Annotated in this window: 18 protein-coding genes and 1 pseudogene; 13 read left to right on the top strand and 6 right to left on the bottom strand. The window is 64.7% G+C overall.

From position 1 onward, the window contains the following. Nucleotides 1–295: 295 nt before the first annotated feature. On the top strand, nucleotides 296–487 hold the full coding sequence (locus tag V5279_RS42185) for an MJ0042-type zinc finger domain-containing protein (RefSeq protein ID WP_029083160.1): 192 nt from the start codon (nucleotides 296–298) through the stop codon (nucleotides 485–487). Nucleotides 488–529: 42 nt separating this feature from the next. Here V5279_RS42185 and V5279_RS42180 read toward each other — a convergent pair whose 3' ends face one another. Next, nucleotides 530–1,552 (bottom strand): AraC family transcriptional regulator, encoded by a 1,023-nt coding sequence (locus V5279_RS42180; RefSeq protein ID WP_338692793.1) that lies wholly within the window; start codon nucleotides 1,550–1,552, stop codon nucleotides 530–532. A gap of 493 nt (nucleotides 1,553–2,045) precedes the next feature. Here V5279_RS42180 and V5279_RS42175 point away from each other — a divergent pair, with 493 nt between their 5' ends. The 7 genes from V5279_RS42175 to V5279_RS42145 all read left to right on the top strand — a co-directional run bounded on the left by V5279_RS42175 (nucleotide 2,046) and on the right by V5279_RS42145 (nucleotide 10,234). Beyond that, complete coding sequence (locus tag V5279_RS42175; RefSeq protein WP_338692791.1) at nucleotides 2,046–3,698, top strand: fatty acid--CoA ligase; 1,653 nt, start codon at nucleotides 2,046–2,048, stop codon at nucleotides 3,696–3,698. Nucleotides 3,699–3,740: 42 nt separating this feature from the next. Continuing rightward, nucleotides 3,741–4,217, top strand: a complete 477-nt coding sequence (locus V5279_RS42170) for a MaoC family dehydratase (RefSeq protein ID WP_166299552.1) — start codon at nucleotides 3,741–3,743, stop codon at nucleotides 4,215–4,217. Then, nucleotides 4,214–5,917, top strand: coding sequence for an alpha/beta fold hydrolase (locus V5279_RS42165; protein ID WP_338692788.1), 1,704 nt, complete (start codon nucleotides 4,214–4,216; stop codon nucleotides 5,915–5,917). Before V5279_RS42170 ends, V5279_RS42165 begins: the two co-directional genes overlap by 4 nt. Then, a complete protein-coding gene (phaZ, locus tag V5279_RS42160; protein WP_338692786.1) occupies nucleotides 5,910–6,860 on the top strand; it encodes a poly(3-hydroxyalkanoate) depolymerase in 951 nt (316 codons plus the stop codon). Before V5279_RS42165 ends, phaZ begins: the two co-directional genes overlap by 8 nt. Before the next feature lie 16 nt (nucleotides 6,861–6,876). Beyond that, nucleotides 6,877–7,305 carry a phasin family protein gene (locus tag V5279_RS42155; RefSeq protein ID WP_029083155.1) on the top strand — a complete coding sequence of 143 codons (429 nt, stop codon included), beginning with the start codon at nucleotides 6,877–6,879 and terminating at the stop codon, nucleotides 7,303–7,305. Nucleotides 7,306–7,398: 93 nt separating this feature from the next. Further along, nucleotides 7,399–8,616, top strand: coding sequence for an acyl-CoA dehydrogenase family protein (locus V5279_RS42150; protein WP_338692783.1), 1,218 nt, complete (start codon nucleotides 7,399–7,401; stop codon nucleotides 8,614–8,616). Nucleotides 8,617–8,689: 73 nt separating this feature from the next. Continuing rightward, nucleotides 8,690–10,234: an acetolactate synthase large subunit gene (locus V5279_RS42145; RefSeq protein WP_338692781.1), complete on the top strand. Its 1,545-nt coding sequence runs from the start codon at nucleotides 8,690–8,692 to the stop codon at nucleotides 10,232–10,234. A 27-nt stretch (nucleotides 10,235–10,261) separates the two neighbouring features. On the opposite strand, the gene V5279_RS42140 is transcribed toward V5279_RS42145, so the two are convergent. From V5279_RS42140 to V5279_RS42120, 5 genes are read right to left on the bottom strand one after another with little or no spacing between them, the layout of a single operon-like run. Then, nucleotides 10,262–11,497: an MFS transporter gene (locus tag V5279_RS42140; protein ID WP_338692779.1), complete on the bottom strand. Its 1,236-nt coding sequence runs from the start codon at nucleotides 11,495–11,497 to the stop codon at nucleotides 10,262–10,264. Beyond that, the gene (locus V5279_RS42135; protein WP_338692777.1) at nucleotides 11,494–11,823 is read right to left on the bottom strand and encodes a hypothetical protein; all 330 of its coding nucleotides are present in this window, start codon (nucleotides 11,821–11,823) and stop codon (nucleotides 11,494–11,496) included. Before V5279_RS42135 ends, V5279_RS42140 begins: the two co-directional genes overlap by 4 nt. After that, on the bottom strand, nucleotides 11,810–12,385 hold the full coding sequence (locus tag V5279_RS42130) for an isochorismatase family protein (RefSeq protein WP_338692775.1): 576 nt from the start codon (nucleotides 12,383–12,385) through the stop codon (nucleotides 11,810–11,812). The genes V5279_RS42135 and V5279_RS42130 overlap by 14 nt, the downstream gene beginning before the upstream one ends. Before the next feature lie 48 nt (nucleotides 12,386–12,433). Beyond that, entirely contained in the window at nucleotides 12,434–12,886 is a 453-nt protein-coding gene (locus tag V5279_RS42125) for a MarR family winged helix-turn-helix transcriptional regulator (RefSeq protein ID WP_338692773.1), read from the bottom strand. A 46-nt stretch (nucleotides 12,887–12,932) separates the two neighbouring features. Then, nucleotides 12,933–13,898 carry a LysR substrate-binding domain-containing protein gene (locus V5279_RS42120; RefSeq protein WP_166299537.1) on the bottom strand — a complete coding sequence of 322 codons (966 nt, stop codon included), beginning with the start codon at nucleotides 13,896–13,898 and terminating at the stop codon, nucleotides 12,933–12,935. Nucleotides 13,899–14,162: 264 nt separating this feature from the next. Here V5279_RS42120 and V5279_RS42115 point away from each other — a divergent pair. The 5 genes and pseudogenes from V5279_RS42115 to V5279_RS42095 all read left to right on the top strand — a co-directional run bounded on the left by V5279_RS42115 (nucleotide 14,163) and on the right by V5279_RS42095 (nucleotide 19,153). Beyond that, a pseudogene (locus V5279_RS42115) lies at nucleotides 14,163–15,199 on the top strand (ABC transporter substrate-binding protein). Nucleotides 15,200–15,268: 69 nt separating this feature from the next. Next, the gene (locus V5279_RS42110) at nucleotides 15,269–16,312 is read left to right on the top strand and encodes an ABC transporter ATP-binding protein (RefSeq protein WP_338692771.1); all 1,044 of its coding nucleotides are present in this window, start codon (nucleotides 15,269–15,271) and stop codon (nucleotides 16,310–16,312) included. After that, the gene (locus V5279_RS42105; protein ID WP_338692769.1) at nucleotides 16,309–17,214 is read left to right on the top strand and encodes an ABC transporter permease; all 906 of its coding nucleotides are present in this window, start codon (nucleotides 16,309–16,311) and stop codon (nucleotides 17,212–17,214) included. Before V5279_RS42110 ends, V5279_RS42105 begins: the two co-directional genes overlap by 4 nt. Further along, entirely contained in the window at nucleotides 17,211–18,017 is an 807-nt protein-coding gene (locus V5279_RS42100; protein WP_338692767.1) for an ABC transporter permease, read from the top strand. The genes V5279_RS42105 and V5279_RS42100 overlap by 4 nt, the downstream gene beginning before the upstream one ends. A gap of 8 nt (nucleotides 18,018–18,025) precedes the next feature. After that, a complete protein-coding gene (locus V5279_RS42095) occupies nucleotides 18,026–19,153 on the top strand; it encodes an FAD-dependent oxidoreductase (RefSeq protein ID WP_338692765.1) in 1,128 nt (375 codons plus the stop codon). The last annotated feature ends 3 nt before the right edge of the window (nucleotides 19,154–19,156 follow it).

The raw sequence follows: 19,156 nt of genomic DNA, 5'->3' as shown, positions 1-19,156 counted from the left end.
TTTGTTGCTGGTCCGGGTGTGGGCTTTGCGCCCTTGCGTCATTCCTAGCCTACGAAACGGCCGTCGGAAAAGGGGGATGAGCAAATTTTCTGAGAGAGCGCTCGCTCGTTTTTTAGCGCATTCGCTTTGTTTGCCTGTGGCCCAGCATTGCTCTTGCGGCTCTCGGGAATTTTTCGGTTGAAAGGACAGCACAAATTCCCGGTGCTCCGGTCGACCTACATCCAGCTAGGCGGCCGTCACATTTCCGACGATGGGTGTGTGGGAAAACTGCAGAGAGCAACCGCTTGCTGATTCGATGCGCAAATCCGATGTGACTTGTCCCCATTGCGAGGCCGGCTATCGCCGGATCGAATTGACGTCGAAGGGTGGCACCGCAGGTGAGTTTCGCTGCCTGGTGTGCGGCCACATGATCGAGCTGATGGATGGTTCGACCGATGTCGCGTTTCGGCTGACCGTGCAGCCGAGCAAGACGTCCTACGCCTTCTAGAAGCTGTGCGTTCGCGCGCGAGATGATGCGACGGTCCCGCAACTATTCGCCGCGGATGTCGCTCGGCGCCTTGTTGGTCCAGCGGTGGAACGCGCGCCGGAAGTTTGCCGCGTCGCTGAAGCCGAGCGCCAGCGCGATGTCTTCGTTGGCCAGCGTGGTGTTGCGGAGATATTTCAGGGCAATCTGGGTGCGCAGCTCGTCGTGCAGTCCGCGAAAGGAAAAGCCCTGCTGACGAAGCTGACGCCGCAACGACCGGTCGTTCACGCCGAGCTGCTTGGCGATGGCCTCGAACGTCGGGGGATTTGCGATGTCGCGGAGCAGGATGGCGCGAATTTTGCCGGCAACGCCGGTTCGTAATCTCAAGTCTCCGAGCAAGTCGTCGCAGAGCGCCACGATGGTCGGATATGTCGTCTTGTTGCCGAGATCCGCGCTCCGGTCCAGCAATTGCGCCTTGAAGACGATCTGGTTGGCGGGCTGATCGAAGCGCACCGGACATCCGACATGGTCGAGCGGGAGATCGAAGTCCGCCGCCTGCGGGTAAGCGAGCGTGATTTCGGAGGGGACAAAGCCCGGCCCCATGATGTCGCGCATCAGAGAGATGTGGATGCCGATCTGCATCTCGGCGACGAAGCGGTAGAGCGCGGGATCGGCAAACGCGTGCAGATTGGGCTCGATGGTCCATCTCGCATGGGCCTTGTCTTCAGTGAAGTCGATCGCAGCCAGTGGCGCCGCGAGCGCGTGATAACGCATCGCGAATTCCATCGCCTTGCGGAAGTCCGGGCAGCACAGCAGCGCATAGCCGTACATTCCGTACGTCGAGATGTGGATCGACGCACCGATTCGATAGGGCAGATGACGGTCGGTCGACAGGCGCAACGCGTTTTGACAGACCGTTATCAGCTGCGTCAGCGAGATCCGCGCTTGCGGCGAATGAACCTCGGCAAGCGGAATGTTCGTGTTGCGCAGGATGGCGTCGGCCGGGACGCCGTGACTCGCCAGCATGTCGAAGACGGCGCCGAGCTTGGTTGTCTCGTAGACCTTGTCGCCGGCGCCGACGCTCAGCATGTCGCTGCGAGGGCCCAGGGGTCTCTTCGGTCGCGTGGTTGGTTGCAACTCGCACCAGCCTTTCCTGCGGCGCAGCAAATAGAGATGACAACGCTTGAGACGATCCAGCTTCTCCGAAGCGGCGGCCGTTCGCCATCATCACGGAACATAACTGGTTCGCGGCACAACCCAAGAAATATCACCAGTCATATCCGCAGACATATCAGCGGGTTCGCCCTTGTTGCAAGGCAGCAGAAAGCGCGTCGAAAAGACGCCGCCGGCGTCAGAGAGAGCAGCTTTGTTCAAGACGGCTGCCGTCAATGAGAGCAGCTTGTCCGGCTAAGACCCCGCCGATGTCCGTTTCGGACCTTCACAAATCTCGGGCGTCACGCGAGGCTTCGTCCTAATGTCATACGGTCAGGCCGTCGTGACAAAAGACGGCAGACCACGCGATCCGCTCGCTTAAGAAATGCGGACGTTGGCCGGAGGACATGCCAGGTCGAGGGAGGCTTCCATGGTTGGAAGACTGATTCAGACTGCCCAATCCGCCTATCAATATCCACTCATCTTCAAGCAGCTCTGGCACACGCCGCGCGTGCAGGCGCCGGACCAGGAGATCGTCTATCGCGATCTCAAGCGCTTCACCTACCGGCAGACCAGAGAGCGGATCGGCCGCCTCGCCTCGGCGCTCCGCAAGGCAGGCGTCGAACCCGGCGACACCGTCGGCGTGCTCGAATGGGACAGCCACCGCTTCCTCGAAGCCTTCTTCGCGATCCCGATGATGGCGGCGGTGCTGCAGACGGTGAATGTCCGTCTGTCGCCGGAGCAGATCGCCTACACGATCGATCACGCCGGCGCATCGACGCTGCTCGTCAACGACGAGTTCGTTGGATTGCTTGAAGGCATCAAGGCGCAACTGCCCAAGGTCAAGCGGATGATCGTGATGTCGGACAAGCCGTCGCCGCAGACCGGCAGCCTGTCCTTCATCGGTGAATATGAAAGCCTGCTGGCTGCCGCTTCGCCCGACTACGACTTTCCCGATTTCGACGAGAACACCCAGGCCACCACCTTCTACACGACCGGGACGACCGGCCTGCCGAAAGGGGTCTATTACAGCCACCGCCAGCTCGTGCTGCACTCGCTCGCCGGGCTCGCGCTGTTCGGCATGGCGGGGACGCAAGGGCGTTTCTCGCGCGACGACGTCTACATGCCGATTACGCCGATGTTCCACGTCCACGCCTGGGGCTTCCCCTGGTCGGCGACGCTGGCCGGCACCAAGCAGGTCTATCCCGGCCGCTACGAGCCGGCGATGCTGGTCAAGCTGATCAAGAGCGAAGGCGTCACCTTCACCCACGGCGTGCCGACCATCCTGCAGATGCTGCTCAACGCCGCCGCTGCGGCGAACGTCGATCTCAAAGGTCTCAAGATGGTGATCGGCGGCTCGGCGTTGCCGAAGGCGCTGGCCAAGCAGGCGCTGGCGGCGGGCATCGACATCTTCGCCGGTTACGGCATGTCGGAGACCGGCCCGCTCGCCGCGGTCTCCCATGTCCAATCCAAGGACCTCGGCGGCGATCCCGACGGCGAGGTCGAATTCCGCACCCGCGCCGGCATCGCCGGCCCGCTGGTCGACCTGCGCATCGTCGATCCCGACATGAAGGACGTGCCGCATGACGGCAAGTCCGCCGGCGAGATCGTGCTGCGGGCACCCTGGCTCACCCAGGGCTACTTCAACAATCCCGAGGGCTCGGAGCAGCTCTGGGAGGGCGGCTATCTGCACACCAGCGACATCGCGGTGGTCAGCCCGGGCGGCTACGTCCAGATCACCGACCGCATCAAGGATGTGATCAAGACCGGCGGTGAATGGGTCTCGTCGCTGCAGATCGAGGATCTGATCACGCAATGCGCCGGTGTTGCCGAGGCCGCGGTGATCGGCGTCAAGGACGAGAAATGGGGCGAGCGGCCGCTCGCGCTGGTGGTCAAGAAGCCCTCCGGTGCCGACGGCCTCAGCGACGTCGCCATCAAGGACCACCTCAAGGTGTTCGCCGACAAGGGCGTCATCTCGAAATACGGCATCCCCGGGACGATCCTGTTCATCGACAGCATCCCCAAGACCAGCGTCGGCAAGATCAACAAGAAGGAGCTGCGCGAGCAGTACGGCAACATGTGAGCGCGCAGGCGCAGCCGAGAAGGGATCGAGGAGGACCACAAGATGAGCAACCTCACGCTTGCCGGCCTGGGCGAACATGTCGGACGGGAGCTCGGAATCTCCGACTGGGTCACGGTCGACCAGCAACGTATCGACGCCTTTGCGTCCTGCACCGGCGATCACCAGTGGATTCATGTCGACGTTGAGCGGGCCAGGCGCGAGAGCCCGTTCCGCGGTCCGATCGCGCATGGCTATCTGACGCTCGCGATGGTGGCGCCGCTTGCGATGCAGGTCGGCATCATCCCGCGCGACGCCGCAGCCGGCCTGAACTACGGGATCGACAAGGTCCGCTTTCTGGCGCCGGTGCCGTCCGGCGCCCGCGTCAGGTTGCGCGTCGTGCTTGCCGGCATCGAGCCGAAGGACGGCGGTCAGGTGATCATGAAAACCCAGAACACGCTGGAGGTCGAAGGCTCGGAGAAGCCAGCGCTGATCGCCGAAACGCTGGCCCTTCTGATTCCCGCGGCGGGAGCAAAGCAATGAGCACAGAAAATCGCGGTCCGGATTCGCCGGCGTCTGACGTGTCCGAGGCGGCGTCCAGGAATACGCTGGCGCTCAATCCACTGGTCGGCATCCAGGGCCAGGACCTGGTCGAGGGCGCCGGCATCCTGTTCAAGGCCGTCATCAACGAACCCAAGGTCGCGACCGAGCAGTGGCTGTCCTTCGTCGGCGAACTCGGCTCCATCGTGTCCGGCAAGTCCGAGCGCGCGCCGAAGGCGGGCGACAAGCGGTTCGCCGATCCGACCTGGAAGGAGAGCTCGCTGCACTCTGGCCTGCTCAAGGCCTATCTGGCCTGGGGCGAGGCGGTCAACGGCCTGGTCGACAAGACCAGCCTCAGCGATATCGACAAGCAGCGCGCGCACCTGATCACGGAAATCCTGATCGACGCCGTCGCGCCGACCAACACGATGCTCACCAACCCGGCGGCGGTCCGCAAGTTCATCGACACCGGCGGACAGAGCCTGTGGTCCGGCCTGAAGAACTACATCGGGGATCTGACGCAGAATCGCGGCATGCCGTCGATGGTGGACATGAGCGCCTTCAAGGTCGGCGAGAACCTCGCGACCACCCCGGGCGCCGTGATCTTCCGCAACGAGCTGCTCGAATTGATCCAGTATACGCCGACGACGCCGACGGTTCGGAAGCGGCCGCTGGTGATCACGCCGCCGCAGATCAACAAGTACTACGCGCTCGACCTCTCGCCGGACAAGAGCATGGTGCGCTTCCTGCTCGAGAGCGGCATCCAGGTGTTTGCGGTGAGCTGGCGCAACCCGACCGCGGCGCACCGCGACTGGGGGCTCGACACCTATGTCGCAGCGCTGGACGAGGCCGTCGACGCAGCGCGCGAGATTTCCGGCAGCGAGGACATCTCGATGATGGGATCCTGCTCCGGCGGTATCACCGCGTCAGCCTATTTCGCGACGCTTGGCAGCGCCGCCGAGAAGAAGATCAAGAACCTGGTGCTGGCGGTCTGCCTGCTCGACCCCAACTCGGCCGAGGAGAGCACGTTCGGCTGCCTGATGACACCCGAGACCATGCGCGCGGCGAAGGCCTCGTCGCAGCTGCGCGGCATCGTCGACGGCCATGACCTGGCGCGGATGTTCGCCTGGATGCGGCCCAACGATCTGATCTGGAACTACTGGGTCAACAACTATCTGCTCGGCAACCAGCCGCCGGCCTTTGACATCCTGTACTGGAACGCGGACACGACCCGCCTGCCGGCGGCGCTGCATGGCGACTATCTCGATCTCTATTTCTCCAACCCGTTCGTCAACGCCGGCAAGCTCAAGCTCAACGACAAGACCATCGACATGAGCAAGGTCAAGGCCGACAGCTACGTCGTCGCCGGCATGACCGACCACATCACGCCGTGGAAGGGCGTCTACAAGACCGCGCAAATCATGGGCGAAGGCACCACCTTCGTGCTGTCGAGCAGCGGGCACCTGCAGAGCCTGATCAATCCGCCGAGCAATCCGAAGGCGTCCTTCATGATCGGGCCGATCTCCACCGACAAGCCCGATGCGTTCATGGCTTCGGCCGAAAAGCGCAAGGGGAGCTGGTGGCTCGACTGGCGCGACTGGCTGCAGCCGCGCTCGGGCGACGAGGTCAATGCGCCGGCCGTGCTCGGCAGCACGCGCTATCCGACCCTTGCTGCGGCTCCAGGAACCTACGTCTTTGACTGAAGATCTCACCAGCGCTGACAAGGCCGGGTCGATAGCCGTTGCGCAGCGCGGCGCGATCGAGACACGGCAGATCACGATCGACGGCCAGCTGCTCCAGGTCGCGATCCGGCACGGTGACGGCAGCGGGCCGCCGCTGCTGCTGTTCAACGGGATCGGTGCCAATTGGGAGCTGGCGCGGCCGTTCCTGGAAGCGCTCACCAATACGACCGCCATCATCTTCGATGTGCCCGGCGTCGGCGGGTCGCCAAGGCCGGCATGGCCCTATCGCCCGTCAACGCTGGCGCGGCTCGCCGCCGATCTTGTCGCAGAGCTCGGCCATGCCGAGGTCGATGTTGCCGGCGTGTCCTGGGGCGGCGGAATTGCGCAGCAGTTCGCGCATCAGTTTCCAAAGCGCTGCCGGCGGCTGGTGCTTGCCGCGACCGCGCCGGGTTTCACCATGGTGCCGGCGAGCCCTGCGGTGCTGTGGAAGATGGCGACGCCGCGCCGCTACACCGACAAGGGCTACATGAAGACGGTCGCCGCCGACATCTATGGCGGGGCGTTTCGCGATGACCCGTCCCTGATCGGCCGGCATGCGGCGGCGATGCATGGCGTGCGCAGCATGGGTTACTTCTATCAGCTGCTCGCGATGACCGGCTGGACCAGCCTGCCATGGCTGTGGTCGTTGCCGGAGCCGACGCTGATCCTGATGGGCCGTGACGACCCGCTGGTGCCTCCGATCAACGGTCAGATCATGGCAAGCCTGATCCCGAACGCCGAGCTGCACATGATCGACGACGGGCACCTGTTCATGGTGACGCGGCCAAAGGAAACCGCCGGCCTGATCGAGGCATTCCTGGCTGACGAGAGCCGTCAGGCCGTGTCGTCATCGCTGCTCACGCGCACCACCAGTTACCTCAGGGATCTCGTTCCAACGTCCGGAGACGGGCGGCAAAAATCGTAACCACAGGGAGGACATCATGACGGATAACAGCTCATACATCGATATGCTGCGGAAGTTCGGTAGTGATCTCGGCTTGCCGAAGCTGAACGTGGACGAATTGCTGCAGGCCCAGAAGAAGAACCTCGAAGCGCTCGGCCAGAGCGCGAAGGTCGCGGCGCAAGGCGCGCAATCGGTGGCGCAGAAGCAGCGCGAGGTGCTGGAGGCCGGGCTGCGCGAGGCCTCGACGCTGGCGCGCGAATACAAGCCGCTTGGCAAGGTCCACGAGAACCTCGCGTTGCAGACCGAATTCGCGCGGAAGATGTTCGATATTGCGGTGAAGGGCGCCCAGGACAGCGCGTCGACCGCGCGGCAGTCGACCACCGACGCGGTCAAGATCATCCAGGACCGCATGAAGGAAAGTTTTGAGGAGTTCCGCAGCAGCGTCCGTCCGAACAAGCCGACCTGACGTCACGACACGACGAATCCCGGCAGGACGTCGCGTTCTGCCGGGAGCGCGAGATATCAAGGCGAAACATCGCCAGGCATCAGGGAGGACACCATGGCAAACGCGCAGGCAACACGGGCCGCCAAGCCGGACTACGCGCCGCCGCCGATCAACGGCGATTTCTACGGGATTGCCAACGTCCTGAACGAGACGGAACGCGCGCTGGTGCGGCGCGTGCGTGAGTTCACCGAAGACGTGGTCGCGCCCGTGATCGAGGAGTTCTGGGCGCGCGACGAATTTCCGTTCGCGATCATCCCGAAGATGGCCGAGATCGGCATCGGCGGCGTCGGCTATCAGGGTTACGGCGCGGCCGGCGGCAGCTGGCTTCTGAACGGCTTTGTCGCGATGGAATTGGCGCGGGTCGATTCCTCGGTGGCAACCTTCTGGGGCGTCCACACCGGGCTCTCGGCAGGCTCGATCTATCTGTGCGGCGATGAGGCGCAGAAGCAGCGCTGGTTGCCGGCGATGATGCGCTTCGAGAAGATCGGCTCGTTTGGTCTCACGGAGCCGCTGGTCGGCTCCGCCACGTCAGGCGGGATGCTCACGACCTGCCGGCGCGAGGGTGACGTCTGGATCCTCAACGGCCAGAAGAAGTGGATCGGCAACGCCACCTTTGCCGACATCAACGTGATCTGGGCGCGCGAAGAGGGCTCCAACCAGGTCAAGGGCTTTGTCGTGGCTAAGGACAATCCCGGTTTCTCGGTCGAGAAGATCAAGACCAAGATGGCGCTGCGCGTGGTGCAGAACGGCCTGATCACCCTGAAGGACTGCCGCGTTCCCGAGGCGGACCGCCTGCAGAACGCCAACACCTTCAAGGATACCGCCAAGGTGCTGCGCATGACCCGGACCGGGGTGGCGTGGTTCGCCGTCGGCTGTGCGATGGGTGCCTATGAGCACGCGCTGCGTTACGCGACCGAGCGGCAGCAGTTCGGCAGACCGATCGGCGGCTTCCAGCTGGTGCAGGATCTCCTGGTCAGGATGCTCGGCAACGTCACCGCGACGCAGGCGATGATGTTGCGGCTCGGGCAGTTGCAGGATGAAGGCGTGATGCTGGACGAGCACGCCTCGCTCGCGAAAGCGTTCTGCACCGTCAAATGCCGCGAGACCGTCGGCTACGCGCGCGAGCTGCTCGGCGGCAACGGCATCCTGCTTGAGAACCATATCGGCCGCTTCGTGGCGGATGCCGAGGCGATCTATTCCTATGAGGGCACCCGCGAGATGAACACCCTGATCGTCGGCAAGTCGATCACGGGATTGAGCGCCTTCGTCTGACAAGACGAAACCGGACGCCCGGGTGGGAACATCATAACGAGCCAGGCGATCAACCGCACGACGGAGAAACGGCATGAACGGCGCGGAAAGTCTTTTGCGGACGCTCGTCGAATCGGGTGTCGAGGTCTGTTTCGGCAATCCCGGCACGTCGGAGATGCACTTCGTCGCAGCGCTCGACAGGGTCGCGGGCATGCGGGTCGTGCTTGGCCTGTTCGAAGGCGCGGTGACCGGCGCGGCCGACGGTTATGGTCGCATGGCAGAGAAGCCCGCCGCGACGCTGCTGCATCTCGGGCCGGGACTCGCGAACGGACTGGCCAATCTCCATAACGCGCGACGCGCGGCGACACCGATCGTCAATATCGTCGGTGACCACGCGACCTATCACGCGCAATATGACGCGCCGCTCGCTTCCGACGTCCATGGGTTCGCACGGCCGGTCTCCGCGTGGGTGCATTCGTCGGCAAGTGCCCAGACTGTCGCTGCGGACGGAGCTCGTGCCGTTGAGGCGGCGCTGCAATATCCCGGTCAGATCGCGACCTTGATCCTGCCCGCCGACACCGCCTGGCTGGAAGCCGAGCGCCCGGCGCCGGCCTTGCCGAAGCCGATGCCGGCAGAGGTTTCGACCGAGGCGATCGACCAGGCTGCGGCCGCGCTCCGATCTGGAAAGAAAACCATGATACTGATCCGCGGGGCCGCGCTGAAGGAGCGCGGGCTCAACGCGGCCGGCCGGATCGCTGCGGCGACCGGCGCACGGATCGCCTGCGATACCTTCGCGCCGCGTTGCCAGCGCGGAGCCGGCCGCGTGCAGGTCGAACGCATTCCCTATTTTGCCGAGCAAATTGTCGAGTTCATGAGCGGGACGGAGCAGCTCATCCTGGTCGGCGCCAAGCCTCCTGTCAGCTTCTTCGCCTATCCGAACAAGCCGTCCTGGTGCACGCCCGAGCATTGCCGGATTCTCTATCTCGCCCACGCGCATGAGGATGGCGTCGTCGCCCTGGAGGCCCTCGCCGACGCAGTGAAGGCTGCAGGTCGGCCGCTGCACGTCGGCGCATTGAACAAGCCGGACATTCCGGCCGGTCCGCTTGATGCGCGGACGGCCGGACAGGTCATCGCCCATTATCTTCCTGATGGGGCCATCATTTCCGACGAAGGCGCAACGGCAGGCGGCGGCATGCATCGGTTTGCAGCCACGATCGCGCCGCACGATCATCTGACGCTGACCGGTGGTGCGATCGGGCAGGGCATCCCTCTCGCCACAGGCGCTGCGGTCGCCTGCCCGGACCGGAAAGTCGTCTGTCTCCACGGTGACGGTGGAGCGATGTATACGCTGCAGGCGTTGTGGACGCAGGCCCGGGAGCAGCTCGACGTCACCACGGTGATCTTTGCCAACCGCTCCTACGCGATTCTCAACATCGAGCTCGGGCGGGTCGGAGCCGGCGATCCCGGACCCAAGGCCTTTTCGATGCTCGATCTGCACAATCCCGAGCTTGATTGGGTCAAACTCGCGTCCGGCATGGGCGTAGAGGCGAGCCGCGCAACGTCGGTCGAGGAATTCGCGAACCAGTTCGCCAGCGCGATGAAAGATCCCGGTCCCCGTCTGATCGAGGTTCTTTTGTGATTTTAAGCGTCGGCTTGACCGAACTGCTTACCGCTTCACCGCGGGCGGCAGTTGGCTTGCTTCGACATCCCGTTGCGACAGGAAAGCAATGGCGACGATCGCGGCGGCAAAGCCGGCGGCGGCGCCGACCCCGAGCGCCCAGCGCGGGCCGAGATGATCGGCGACCCAGCCGACGATCGGTGCGCCGATCGGCGTGCCGCCGAGCGCCACGCCGAGCCGCAGCGCCATCACGCGTCCACGCATCGCGGGCTCGGTCGAAAGCTGCATCAGCGCGTTCGAGGTGTTGGTGACGGTCAGCGCGGCGACGCCGATCACGACCAGTGCCGCGGCAAACAGCCAATAGCTCGGCGCCAATGCCGCCAGCGTACAGCCCAGCCCAAAGATCGCCGATCCCAGCATCAGCGAGGCGAAGTGCGGCTGGTCGCGGCTTGCGGCCAGCAGCGCACCCGACATGGTTCCGAGCGCCATTATCGACGACAGCAGCCCAAAGCCGCGCGCATCGGTGTGGAACACGCCGACCGCCATGGTCGAGATGAAGATCGGGAAGTTCAGTCCGAAGGTGCCGATCAGGAACAGCATGATCAGCGTCGCCCGGAGATCGGGGCGGGACCACACATAGTGGAAGCCCTGCATGACGCTGCCCTTGGTGCGATGGGCCCGCGCATTCGGCCGCAGCTCGGAGGTGCGCAGCAGGGTCAGCGACGTCAGCACCGCGAGGAACGATGCGCCGTTGAACAGGAACGCCCAGCCGGTGCCGACCGAGGCGATGATGAGGCCGGCAACCGCGGGGCCGATCATGCGCGCGGCGTTGAACGAGGTCGAGTTCAGCGCGATCGCGTTCGAGAGGTTGGTGTCGCTGACCAGCTCGGCAACGAAGGTCTGGCGCACCGGGGCATCGAGCGCGGCGGCACAGCCGAACAGGAAGGCGAAAACATAGACATGCCAGAGCTGCACCAGTCCGGTGACGGTGAGAATCCCGAGCATCAGCGCGAGCGCGCCCATCGTCGCCTGCGTCGCCATCAGAAGCTTGCGCTGGTTGAAATGATCGGCGGCATATCCGGTCCACGGCATCAGCAGCAGCTGCGGTCCGAACTGCAGCGCCATCACGATGCCGACGGCGGATGCACTATGCTGCGTGAGCTGGGTGAGAACGAGCCAGTCCTGGGCGGCGCGCTGCATCCAGGTGCCGATGTTGGACACCAGCGCGCCGGCTGCCCAGACCCGGTAGTTGAAGCTCGCCAGCGATCGAAAGACGCGTCTCATGTTCGGTGCGGTTCATTGCCGCCGTGAAACCGTCCGAACCGCCGCGCCAGCAACAGGCCGATCAGGAGGCCGCCGAGGCCGAGCGCTGCGACGTCGCTGGTGGTCCTCAAGCCGAAGTCGCCGACGCGGCAGACCAAGAGATATCCGACGGCGAGGTTGAAGAAGCCCCACACGATGTTGACGGTCGATGAAGACAGGCCTTCGCCCGGCGGTTTCGCGAACGGGCTCTGGAACGGTTCGCCCATCATGCCGGCGACGACGTGCGGGATGGCGTTGGTGAGGAAGGCGCCGCCAAAGAAGTAGGCGACGAGGTCAAGCCAGTTCATGCGCGTTGGTCCTTTCAAGGAGGTCGATGATCGCCTGCGTCAAGCCGGCTTCGCCGAGCCGCGGGAACACGTGTTCGATGCTGTAGGCATGCGCGTTCGGCCGCACATCGGTCATGGCGTCGGTCGCCAGCGTGACGTTGAAGCCCGCCTCATAGGCTTGCCGCGCGGTGGATTCGACGCCGGTGCCGGTCGCGACGCCGGCGATCACGACTTGCGTGACGCCGCGGGCTCTCAGCTGGTTCTCGAGATCGGTGCTCGCAAACGCGCCCCATGTCCGCTTGGTCACGACAATGTCGTCCGGCTGCCGCTCGAGCTCCGGGATCAGGTCGGTCCAGCCGTCGGGAAAATGTCCACCTTGGCGCGGCCGCTCGGTGCGTCCCGGCGCAACGCCGTCAACATTGACCAGCACGACCGGCAGTCCGCGCTGCCGGAATGCGCTGATGAGCGCGCAGGTCCGCGCCACGACGTCTGCGAACGGATGCATGAAGGGCGAGCCGACGAGCCCGCGTTGCAGATCGACGACGATGAGGGCGGTGACCGGATCGAGCGTCGTCAGAGCCATCATCGTTTCCTTGTCCAGCGGATGTTTCGCGCGATCGGCGCGGCCGCATCAATCGTTGACCAGCCGCTTCAGCAGGCCGACGGCGGCGGCGAGCTCTTCCTGCTCCCGCGGCGTCAGCCGCGCGGCGATGGTGCGCGAGAGCCAGTCCTGCCGCGCCGCGCGGCCGGTGCGCAGCCGCTCGCGGCAGGTGTCGGTGAGCGACATGATGGTCTGCCTTCCGTCATCAGGATCGGACGCGCCGCGGACCAGGCCGGCGGCCTCGAGCGCTGCGATCGCCGAGCTCATCGACTGCGGGCGCATTCCCTCCGATCGCGCCAGGCTGGATACGGTCGCGGGCCCGTGCTTTTCGAGACGAAGCAGGACCGCAACCTGGGACGGCGGCAGGTCTTCACGTTGCCCCTGCTCGCGAAGCCGGCGCTTCAGCGTGCCGATCAGCAAACGAAGGTCTTCGGCCAGCGCGGAGGTGCGCGCTGAGCCGGCGCGGGCGGGTGAACTATTCATGTCGGCTGATTAACCGATATGAAGGTAAACTGTAAAGATTAACTTATCAGCTAGACTTCATAATTAGGTGATCGGCGCTCCGCCGCTCGGCGTGATGCTCCGGACCGGCGGTTTCCTCATCCAGCGCCACGAGCGCTTGCCGCAGGGTTTCCACCAGTTCGAGCGCGACGGGCGAGGGGCGCCGCTGCGGTGGGAACACCGCGGCGAATTCGAAATCGATCCGCGGCAGGAAGCGGCGCGCCACGACGCCGCGGCTCTCGAACTCCCGCGCCGTGAACGGATCGCAGAGCGCAACGCCAAGGCCGGACGAGACCAGCCCGCACATGATCTCTGACAGCATCGTTTCGACGCGCAGGATCCGGCGGACATCGTGGCGGCTGAAGGCCTGGTCGATCAGGTGCCGGCCAGTCGAGCCCGCCGACAGCGAGATGAACGTCTCGTCCTCGAAATCGCCCGGCTCGAGCGTGGCCTTGCTGGCGAGCCGGTGGCCGGCGGGAAGAATGGCGACGCGCGGCAGCGCGGGCATCCGCACGCATGGCAGGCCGGAATGCGCGATCGGGGCCTCGGCAAAGCCGATGTCGCATTGATTGTTCAGCACCCAGTCGATCACGATCGGCGAGATCACGCCGAAGAAGGCGAGGTTGAAATTGGGCCGCTCTTTCAGGAAATGTCCGGTGAGCCGCGGCAGGAAGCCGTTGGACAGCGCAGGCAGCGCGGCAATGCGCAGCGTGCCGGTGCGACGGCTGCGGATTTCTTCGGCAGCCGCGGTGATGCGCTCGAGGCCGACAAAGGAGCGTTCGACCTCCATATAAAGTGCCGTGGCCGCCGTGCTCGGCACCAGCCCGCTGCCACGCCGCTCGAACAACTCCATCTTCAGCAGCGCCTGGAAATCGCGGAGCAATCGGCTCACCGCCGGCTGGGTCACGGCCATCAGCTTGGCCGCCTCGGTCACGCTGCCGGTCAGCATCATGGCCCTGAAGGCCTCGACCTGCCGTGGATTGATCCGCGCCACCTTGTTCGTCCTTCATAATATTTCGGCATATGGAGCCTGCCATTATTCATTGGACGGCGAAAGCGAGGGCTGCGATCTTTTTCATCAAGTCTGGATGCCGCATGTTTTTTCAGCAGATTGGAATGGCTGAAAGGACGTTGGCGGTTTTTCGATACCGTTTTATTGCTCGGCCGAGCTCTGGACGGGCGCAAGGCCAACCACCGCGCCGCCTCCCGGTCATCGACTGCCGGGACGCCGCTGCGCAGCGAAATGGGAGCTTGGACGATGAAGACTCTTCGCCTTCTGTGCGCAGCCAGCCTGGCGGCGCTGGTCTCGGTGTCGTGCAGGCCTCGGCCCAGCCGACGACGCTCTACGTCGCGGGATACGGCGGCTCGTACGAGAAGACGATGCGCGACGAGGTGATCCCCGCGTTCGAGCAAGCCAACGGCGTCAAGGTTCAATATGTCGCCGGCAACTCGACCGACACGCTCGCCAAGCTGCAGGCCCAGAAGGGCAACCAGCAGATCGATGTGGCGATCGTCGACGACGGTCCGATGTACCAGGCGATCCAGCTTGGCTTCTGCGGCAAGCTCGATGGTCTTTCCAACGTCGATCTCTATGACACGGCGCGCTTCAAGGACGATCGCGCGGTTGCGATCGGCATCGTCGCGACCGGCCTGATGTACAACACCAAGGTGTTTGCCGAGAAGGGCTGGGCGCCGCCGACGTCCTGGAACGATCTGAAGGATCCAAAATACCGGCAGCAGCTCGTCATTCCGCCGATCAACAACACCTACGGCCTGGAAGCGCTGCTGATGCTGGCGCGGATGAACGGCGGCAGCGAAGCCAATGTCGATGCCGGCTTCAAGATCTTCAAGAACGACATCAATCCGAACGTGCTCGTCTATGAGCCGTCGCCGGGCAAGATGACCGAGCTGTTCCAGTCCGGCCAGGCGGTGCTCGCGGTATGGGGCACCGGCCGCGTGCAGAGTTTTGCCAGCACCGGTTTCCCCGTCGACTTCGTCTACCCGAAGGAAGGTGCCGCTACGCTGCTCACGACCGCGTGCCCGATCGCCAAGCCGAACGCGTCGCCGCTCGCCGGCGCCTTCATCAAGATGCTGCTTGATCCGAAGATCCAGCTCGTGCTGCTGAAGGAATATGGCTACGGGCCGGTGCTGAAATCGCTGGTGATCCCGGAGGGGCTCGGCAAGATGGCGCCGATCGGCGAGCGCGCGGCGAAGCTCTACAATCCCGACTGGACGGCGATCAACGAGAAGCGCGAGGACTGGACCAAGCGCTGGAATCGCGAAGTCGAGCGCTGAGCTCTCGCGAGGGCCGCCTCCCACCCGCGCCATCAATCCCGGCTCCTTCAATATCCGGAAAGCACATCGATGTCCTTTCTCGAACTCGAGCACGTCGCAAAACAGTTCGATTCGAAGACCGTCGTCGACGATTTCAGCCTCGCGGTCCGCAAGGGCGAGTTCATCTCGTTTCTCGGTCCGTCCGGATGCGGAAAGACCACGACGCTGCAGATGATCGCGGGCTTCCTCGAGCCGTCGCGGGGCGCGATCCGCCTCGAGGGGCGTGATCTCACCGCGGTGCATCCGGCAAGGCGCGGCCTCGGCGTGGTGTTTCAAAGCTATGCGCTGTTTCCGCACATGACCGTGGCCGAGAACGTCGCCTTCGGGCTCGAGATGCGGCGGGTGCCGCGGAGCCAGCGCGCCGAGCGCGTCACTGCGGCGCTCGCGATGGTCGGGCTTGCCGGCTTTGAGGAGCGCTATCCGCGCCGGATGTCGGGTGGCCAGCAGCAGCGCGTGGCGCTGGCCCGCGCGCTGGTGATCCAGCCGAGCGTCTTGCTGCTCGACGAGCCGCTGTCAAACCTCGACGCCAAGCTGCGTGAGGAAATGCAGATCGAACTGCGCCAGATCCAGCGCACGCTCGGCACCACCACGATTCTGGTCACGCATGATCAGAACGAAGCGATGTCGCTGTCGGATCGCATCGTGGTCATGAGCCAGGGCCGCATCGAGCAGATCGGCACGCCGCAGGAGACCTATGAGCGGCCGGCTTCGGCCTTCGTCTCGCAGTTTCTCGGCAAGACCAATGATTTCGCCGCGACCATTGATCGGACGGCGACGCCGGCACGGCTGGTCGCCGGCTCTTGGCACGCGCCGGCACCGGCGACTGTGGCCGGCCCGGTGACGATCAGCCTTCGCCCGGAACGCATCAGCTTTGCCGACGCCGGGCTCGCCGGCAAAATCGTCACCCGGATTTTCCAGGGCAATCATTGGCTGTTCCAGTGCGAGACCGAATGCGGGCCCGCGCTCGTGGTCCGTCAGAACGACGGCAAGCCGCAGCCGGCCGAGGGCGAGGCGGTTCGCCTGGCCTGGCGGCCGGAGGACATGAGCGTGCGTCCGAGTGGAGGCATCGCATGAGTGCCGTCGACACCGCGCCGCGAGCCGTCGCGGCATCGTCCGATCAGGGCGCTGCGACCGCGCCGTGGCTATTGTCCGCGCCCGCGTTGATGCTGTTCGGCGGCGTGTTGGTGATTCCGCTCGCTATGACCGTGATGCTCTCGTTTCACGATTGGGGCCAATACAAGGGTATCGAGCCGGTCTTCATCCTGAAGAACTGGCGCGAGATCGCGAGCGATCCCTATTACGCGGAGATGTTCTGGCGGACATTCCGGATCGCGTTGCTGGCAACGGTGATCACCGCCGTGCTCGGCGCGCCGGAGGCCTACATCCTCAACCGCATGAGCGGACGCTGGAAGGGCTTCTTCATGCTGCTGATCCTCGGCCCCCTGCTGATCTCGGTGGTGGCGCGCACGCTCGGCTGGGCGCTGCTGTTCGGCGGCAACAATGGGCTCGTCAACAAGCTCCTGATGTCGCTTGGGCTGATCAACGCACCGCTGCCCTTCATGTTCACCGAAACCGGCGTCGTCATAGCACTTGCCCATGTCATGATGCCGTTCATGGTGCTCTCGGTCTGGGTGGCGCTGCAGCGCGTCGACCCGCAGATCGAGAATGCCGCGATGTCGCTCGGCGCCGGCGCCTTCACCATCGTCCGCCGCATCATCCTGCCGCAGATCATCCCCGGCGTGCTGTCGGGCGCGATCATCGTGTTCTCGCTGTCGGCCAGCGCATTCGCCACGCCTGCGATCATCGGCGGCCGCAGGCTCAAGGTCGCGGCGACGCTGGCCTATGACGAATTCCTCAACACGCTGAACTGGCCGCTTGGTGCTGCGGTCGCGGTACTGCTGCTGGTGGCGCTGGCGCTGATCGTCGTCGGCAGCAACGCTCTCATCGAGCGGCGCTATGCCGAGGTGTTCCGATGAGAACCAACGGCCCGCTGGCGCTTGCCTTTCACGCCATCTTCGTTGTGATCATGCTGGCGCCGATCGTCGTGGTCTGCCTGGTCGCCTTCACGCCCGAGGGCTTCCTGTCGCTGCCGACCAACGGCTTCTCGCTGCGCTGGTTCAGGGCGATCGCGAACTATCCGGAATTCGTTCACGCCTTCTGGGTCAGCCTCGGGCTCGGCATGCTGTCCTCCTTCGTCGCGCTGTTGTTCGCGGTGCCGGTGGCGCTGGCGATTGCACGCTACCGGTTTCGTGGCCGCGATGCGCTGGTGGCGCTGTTCCTGTCGCCGCTGATGATCCCGCATGTGGTGCTCGGCATCGCCTTCCTGCGCTTCTTCACCTCGATCGGCATGGGCGGAAGTTTTGCGGCGCTGCTGGTTGCCCATGTGATCGTGGTGTTTCCGTTCGCGCTGCGCCTGACATTGGCCGCGGCGATCGGCATGGACCGCTCGATCGAGATGGCGGCGGTCTCGCTCGGCGCCGGCGGCTGGACGCTGTTTCGCCGCGTCACCCTGCCGTTGATCCTGCCCGGCGTGATCAGCGGCTGGGCGCTGGCCTTCATCCAGTCGTTCGACGATTTGACCATGACCGTGTTCCTGGCGGCGCCGGGCACCGAGACGCTGCCGGTCCGCATGTTCCTCTACATCCAGGACAACATCGATCCGCTGGTGACGTCGGTATCCGCGAGCGTGATCGCGATCACCATGACGGCGCTGATCCTGCTTGACCGCTTCTACGGGCTCGACCGCGTGCTCGCCGGCAAGAGCGATCCGGGGCGATAGGAGAACCCATGCACAAGGATTATGACGTCGCTGTCGTCGGCGGCGGCCTGCTCGGCTCCGCAATTGCCTGGGGGTTGGGCCGGCTCGGCAAGACGGTGGCTGTGCTCGACGAAGGTGATATCGCCAAGCGCGCCTCGCGCGCCAATTTTGCGCTGGTCTGGGTGCAGAGCAAGGGGCTCGGCATGCCGGCCTATACCGGCTGGACGGTGCGGGCATCGGAAGCGTGGGGCAGGCTTGCGACCGAATTGAAGGACCAGACCGGCCTCGACGTCGCCCTGCAGCAGAATGGCGGATTTCATCTGACGCTCGGCGAGGACGAGTTCGCGCAGCGCGGCCAGCTCGTCACGCGCATGCACAACCAGGTCGGCGCGGCCGACTACAGGATGGAGATGCTGTCGGCGTCCGCCGTTAAGAAGATGCTGCCGCTGATCGGCCCGGAAGTCTCGGGCGGCAGCTTCTGTCCGCTCGACGGTCACGTGAATTCGCTGCGTACGTTCCGCGCCTTTCATACCGGCATGAAACTGTTCGGCGTCGACTATCTGCCGGAGCGGCCGGTGACCGCGATCGTCAGCGAGGGCGGCGAATTCAGGCTCGCGACGCCGCAGGGCGAAATCCGCGCGGCAAAAGTCGTGCTCGCGGCCGGCAACGCCAATCAGAATCTGGCGCCGATGGTTGGCCTCGATGCGCCGATGGAGCCGACGCGCGGACAGATCGTCGTGACCGAGCGCACCGTGCCGTTCCTGCCGCACCCGCTGACCACCGTGCGCCAGACCGACGAAGGCACTGTGATGATCGGCGACAGCCGGGAAGAGCAGCTCGATGATCGCGCGGTCAATCACGCGGTGAGCGCGGTGATGGCGGATCGCGCGCAGCGCATGTTTCCGCATCTCGCGCGCCTCAATGTCATACGCACATGGGCCGGCATCCGCGTGATGACGCAGGACGGCTTTCCGATCTACGACCAGTCGGAGAGCGCGCCCGGCGCCTTCGTCGCCTGCTGCCATTCCGGCGTGACGCTGGCATCCAACCATGCCTTCGACGTCGCGCGGATGGTCGCCGACGGCGCGCTCGCGCCCGAATTGGTGGGGGCGTTCTCGGCCCGCCGCTTCGGCGCGCCGCGCGCAGGCCAGCATTGAAGA

Source organism: Bradyrhizobium sp. 26S5 (assembly GCF_036923295.1).
Taxonomy (GTDB): Bacteria; Pseudomonadota; Alphaproteobacteria; order Rhizobiales; family Xanthobacteraceae; genus Bradyrhizobium; species Bradyrhizobium septentrionale.
Note: the sequence above shows the minus strand (reverse complement) of the source record. Positions and strands in the feature narration are given on the sequence as shown.

Excerpts from the sequence above, each read along its gene's own strand:
- V5279_RS42145 (WP_338692781.1), top strand. The coding sequence starts at position 8,690 with ATGAACGGCGCGGAAAGTCTTTTGCGGACGCTCGTCGAATCGGGTGTC.
- V5279_RS42140 (WP_338692779.1), bottom strand. The coding sequence starts at position 11,497 with ATGAGACGCGTCTTTCGATCGCTGGCGAGCTTCAACTACCGGGTCTGG.
- V5279_RS42110 (WP_338692771.1), top strand. The coding sequence starts at position 15,269 with ATGTCCTTTCTCGAACTCGAGCACGTCGCAAAACAGTTCGATTCGAAG.
- V5279_RS42185 (WP_029083160.1), top strand. The coding sequence starts at position 296 with ATGCGCAAATCCGATGTGACTTGTCCCCATTGCGAGGCCGGCTATCGC.
- V5279_RS42155 (WP_029083155.1), top strand. The coding sequence starts at position 6,877 with ATGACGGATAACAGCTCATACATCGATATGCTGCGGAAGTTCGGTAGT.
- V5279_RS42105 (WP_338692769.1), top strand. The coding sequence starts at position 16,309 with ATGAGTGCCGTCGACACCGCGCCGCGAGCCGTCGCGGCATCGTCCGAT.
- V5279_RS42180 (WP_338692793.1), bottom strand. The coding sequence starts at position 1,552 with ATGCTGAGCGTCGGCGCCGGCGACAAGGTCTACGAGACAACCAAGCTC.
- V5279_RS42165 (WP_338692788.1), top strand. The coding sequence starts at position 4,214 with ATGAGCACAGAAAATCGCGGTCCGGATTCGCCGGCGTCTGACGTGTCC.
- V5279_RS42175 (WP_338692791.1), top strand. The coding sequence starts at position 2,046 with ATGGTTGGAAGACTGATTCAGACTGCCCAATCCGCCTATCAATATCCA.
- V5279_RS42150 (WP_338692783.1), top strand. The coding sequence starts at position 7,399 with ATGGCAAACGCGCAGGCAACACGGGCCGCCAAGCCGGACTACGCGCCG.
- V5279_RS42100 (WP_338692767.1), top strand. The coding sequence starts at position 17,211 with ATGAGAACCAACGGCCCGCTGGCGCTTGCCTTTCACGCCATCTTCGTT.
- V5279_RS42095 (WP_338692765.1), top strand. The coding sequence starts at position 18,026 with ATGCACAAGGATTATGACGTCGCTGTCGTCGGCGGCGGCCTGCTCGGC.
- V5279_RS42125 (WP_338692773.1), bottom strand. The coding sequence starts at position 12,886 with ATGAATAGTTCACCCGCCCGCGCCGGCTCAGCGCGCACCTCCGCGCTG.
- V5279_RS42135 (WP_338692777.1), bottom strand. The coding sequence starts at position 11,823 with ATGAACTGGCTTGACCTCGTCGCCTACTTCTTTGGCGGCGCCTTCCTC.
- V5279_RS42170 (WP_166299552.1), top strand. The coding sequence starts at position 3,741 with ATGAGCAACCTCACGCTTGCCGGCCTGGGCGAACATGTCGGACGGGAG.
- V5279_RS42130 (WP_338692775.1), bottom strand. The coding sequence starts at position 12,385 with ATGGCTCTGACGACGCTCGATCCGGTCACCGCCCTCATCGTCGTCGAT.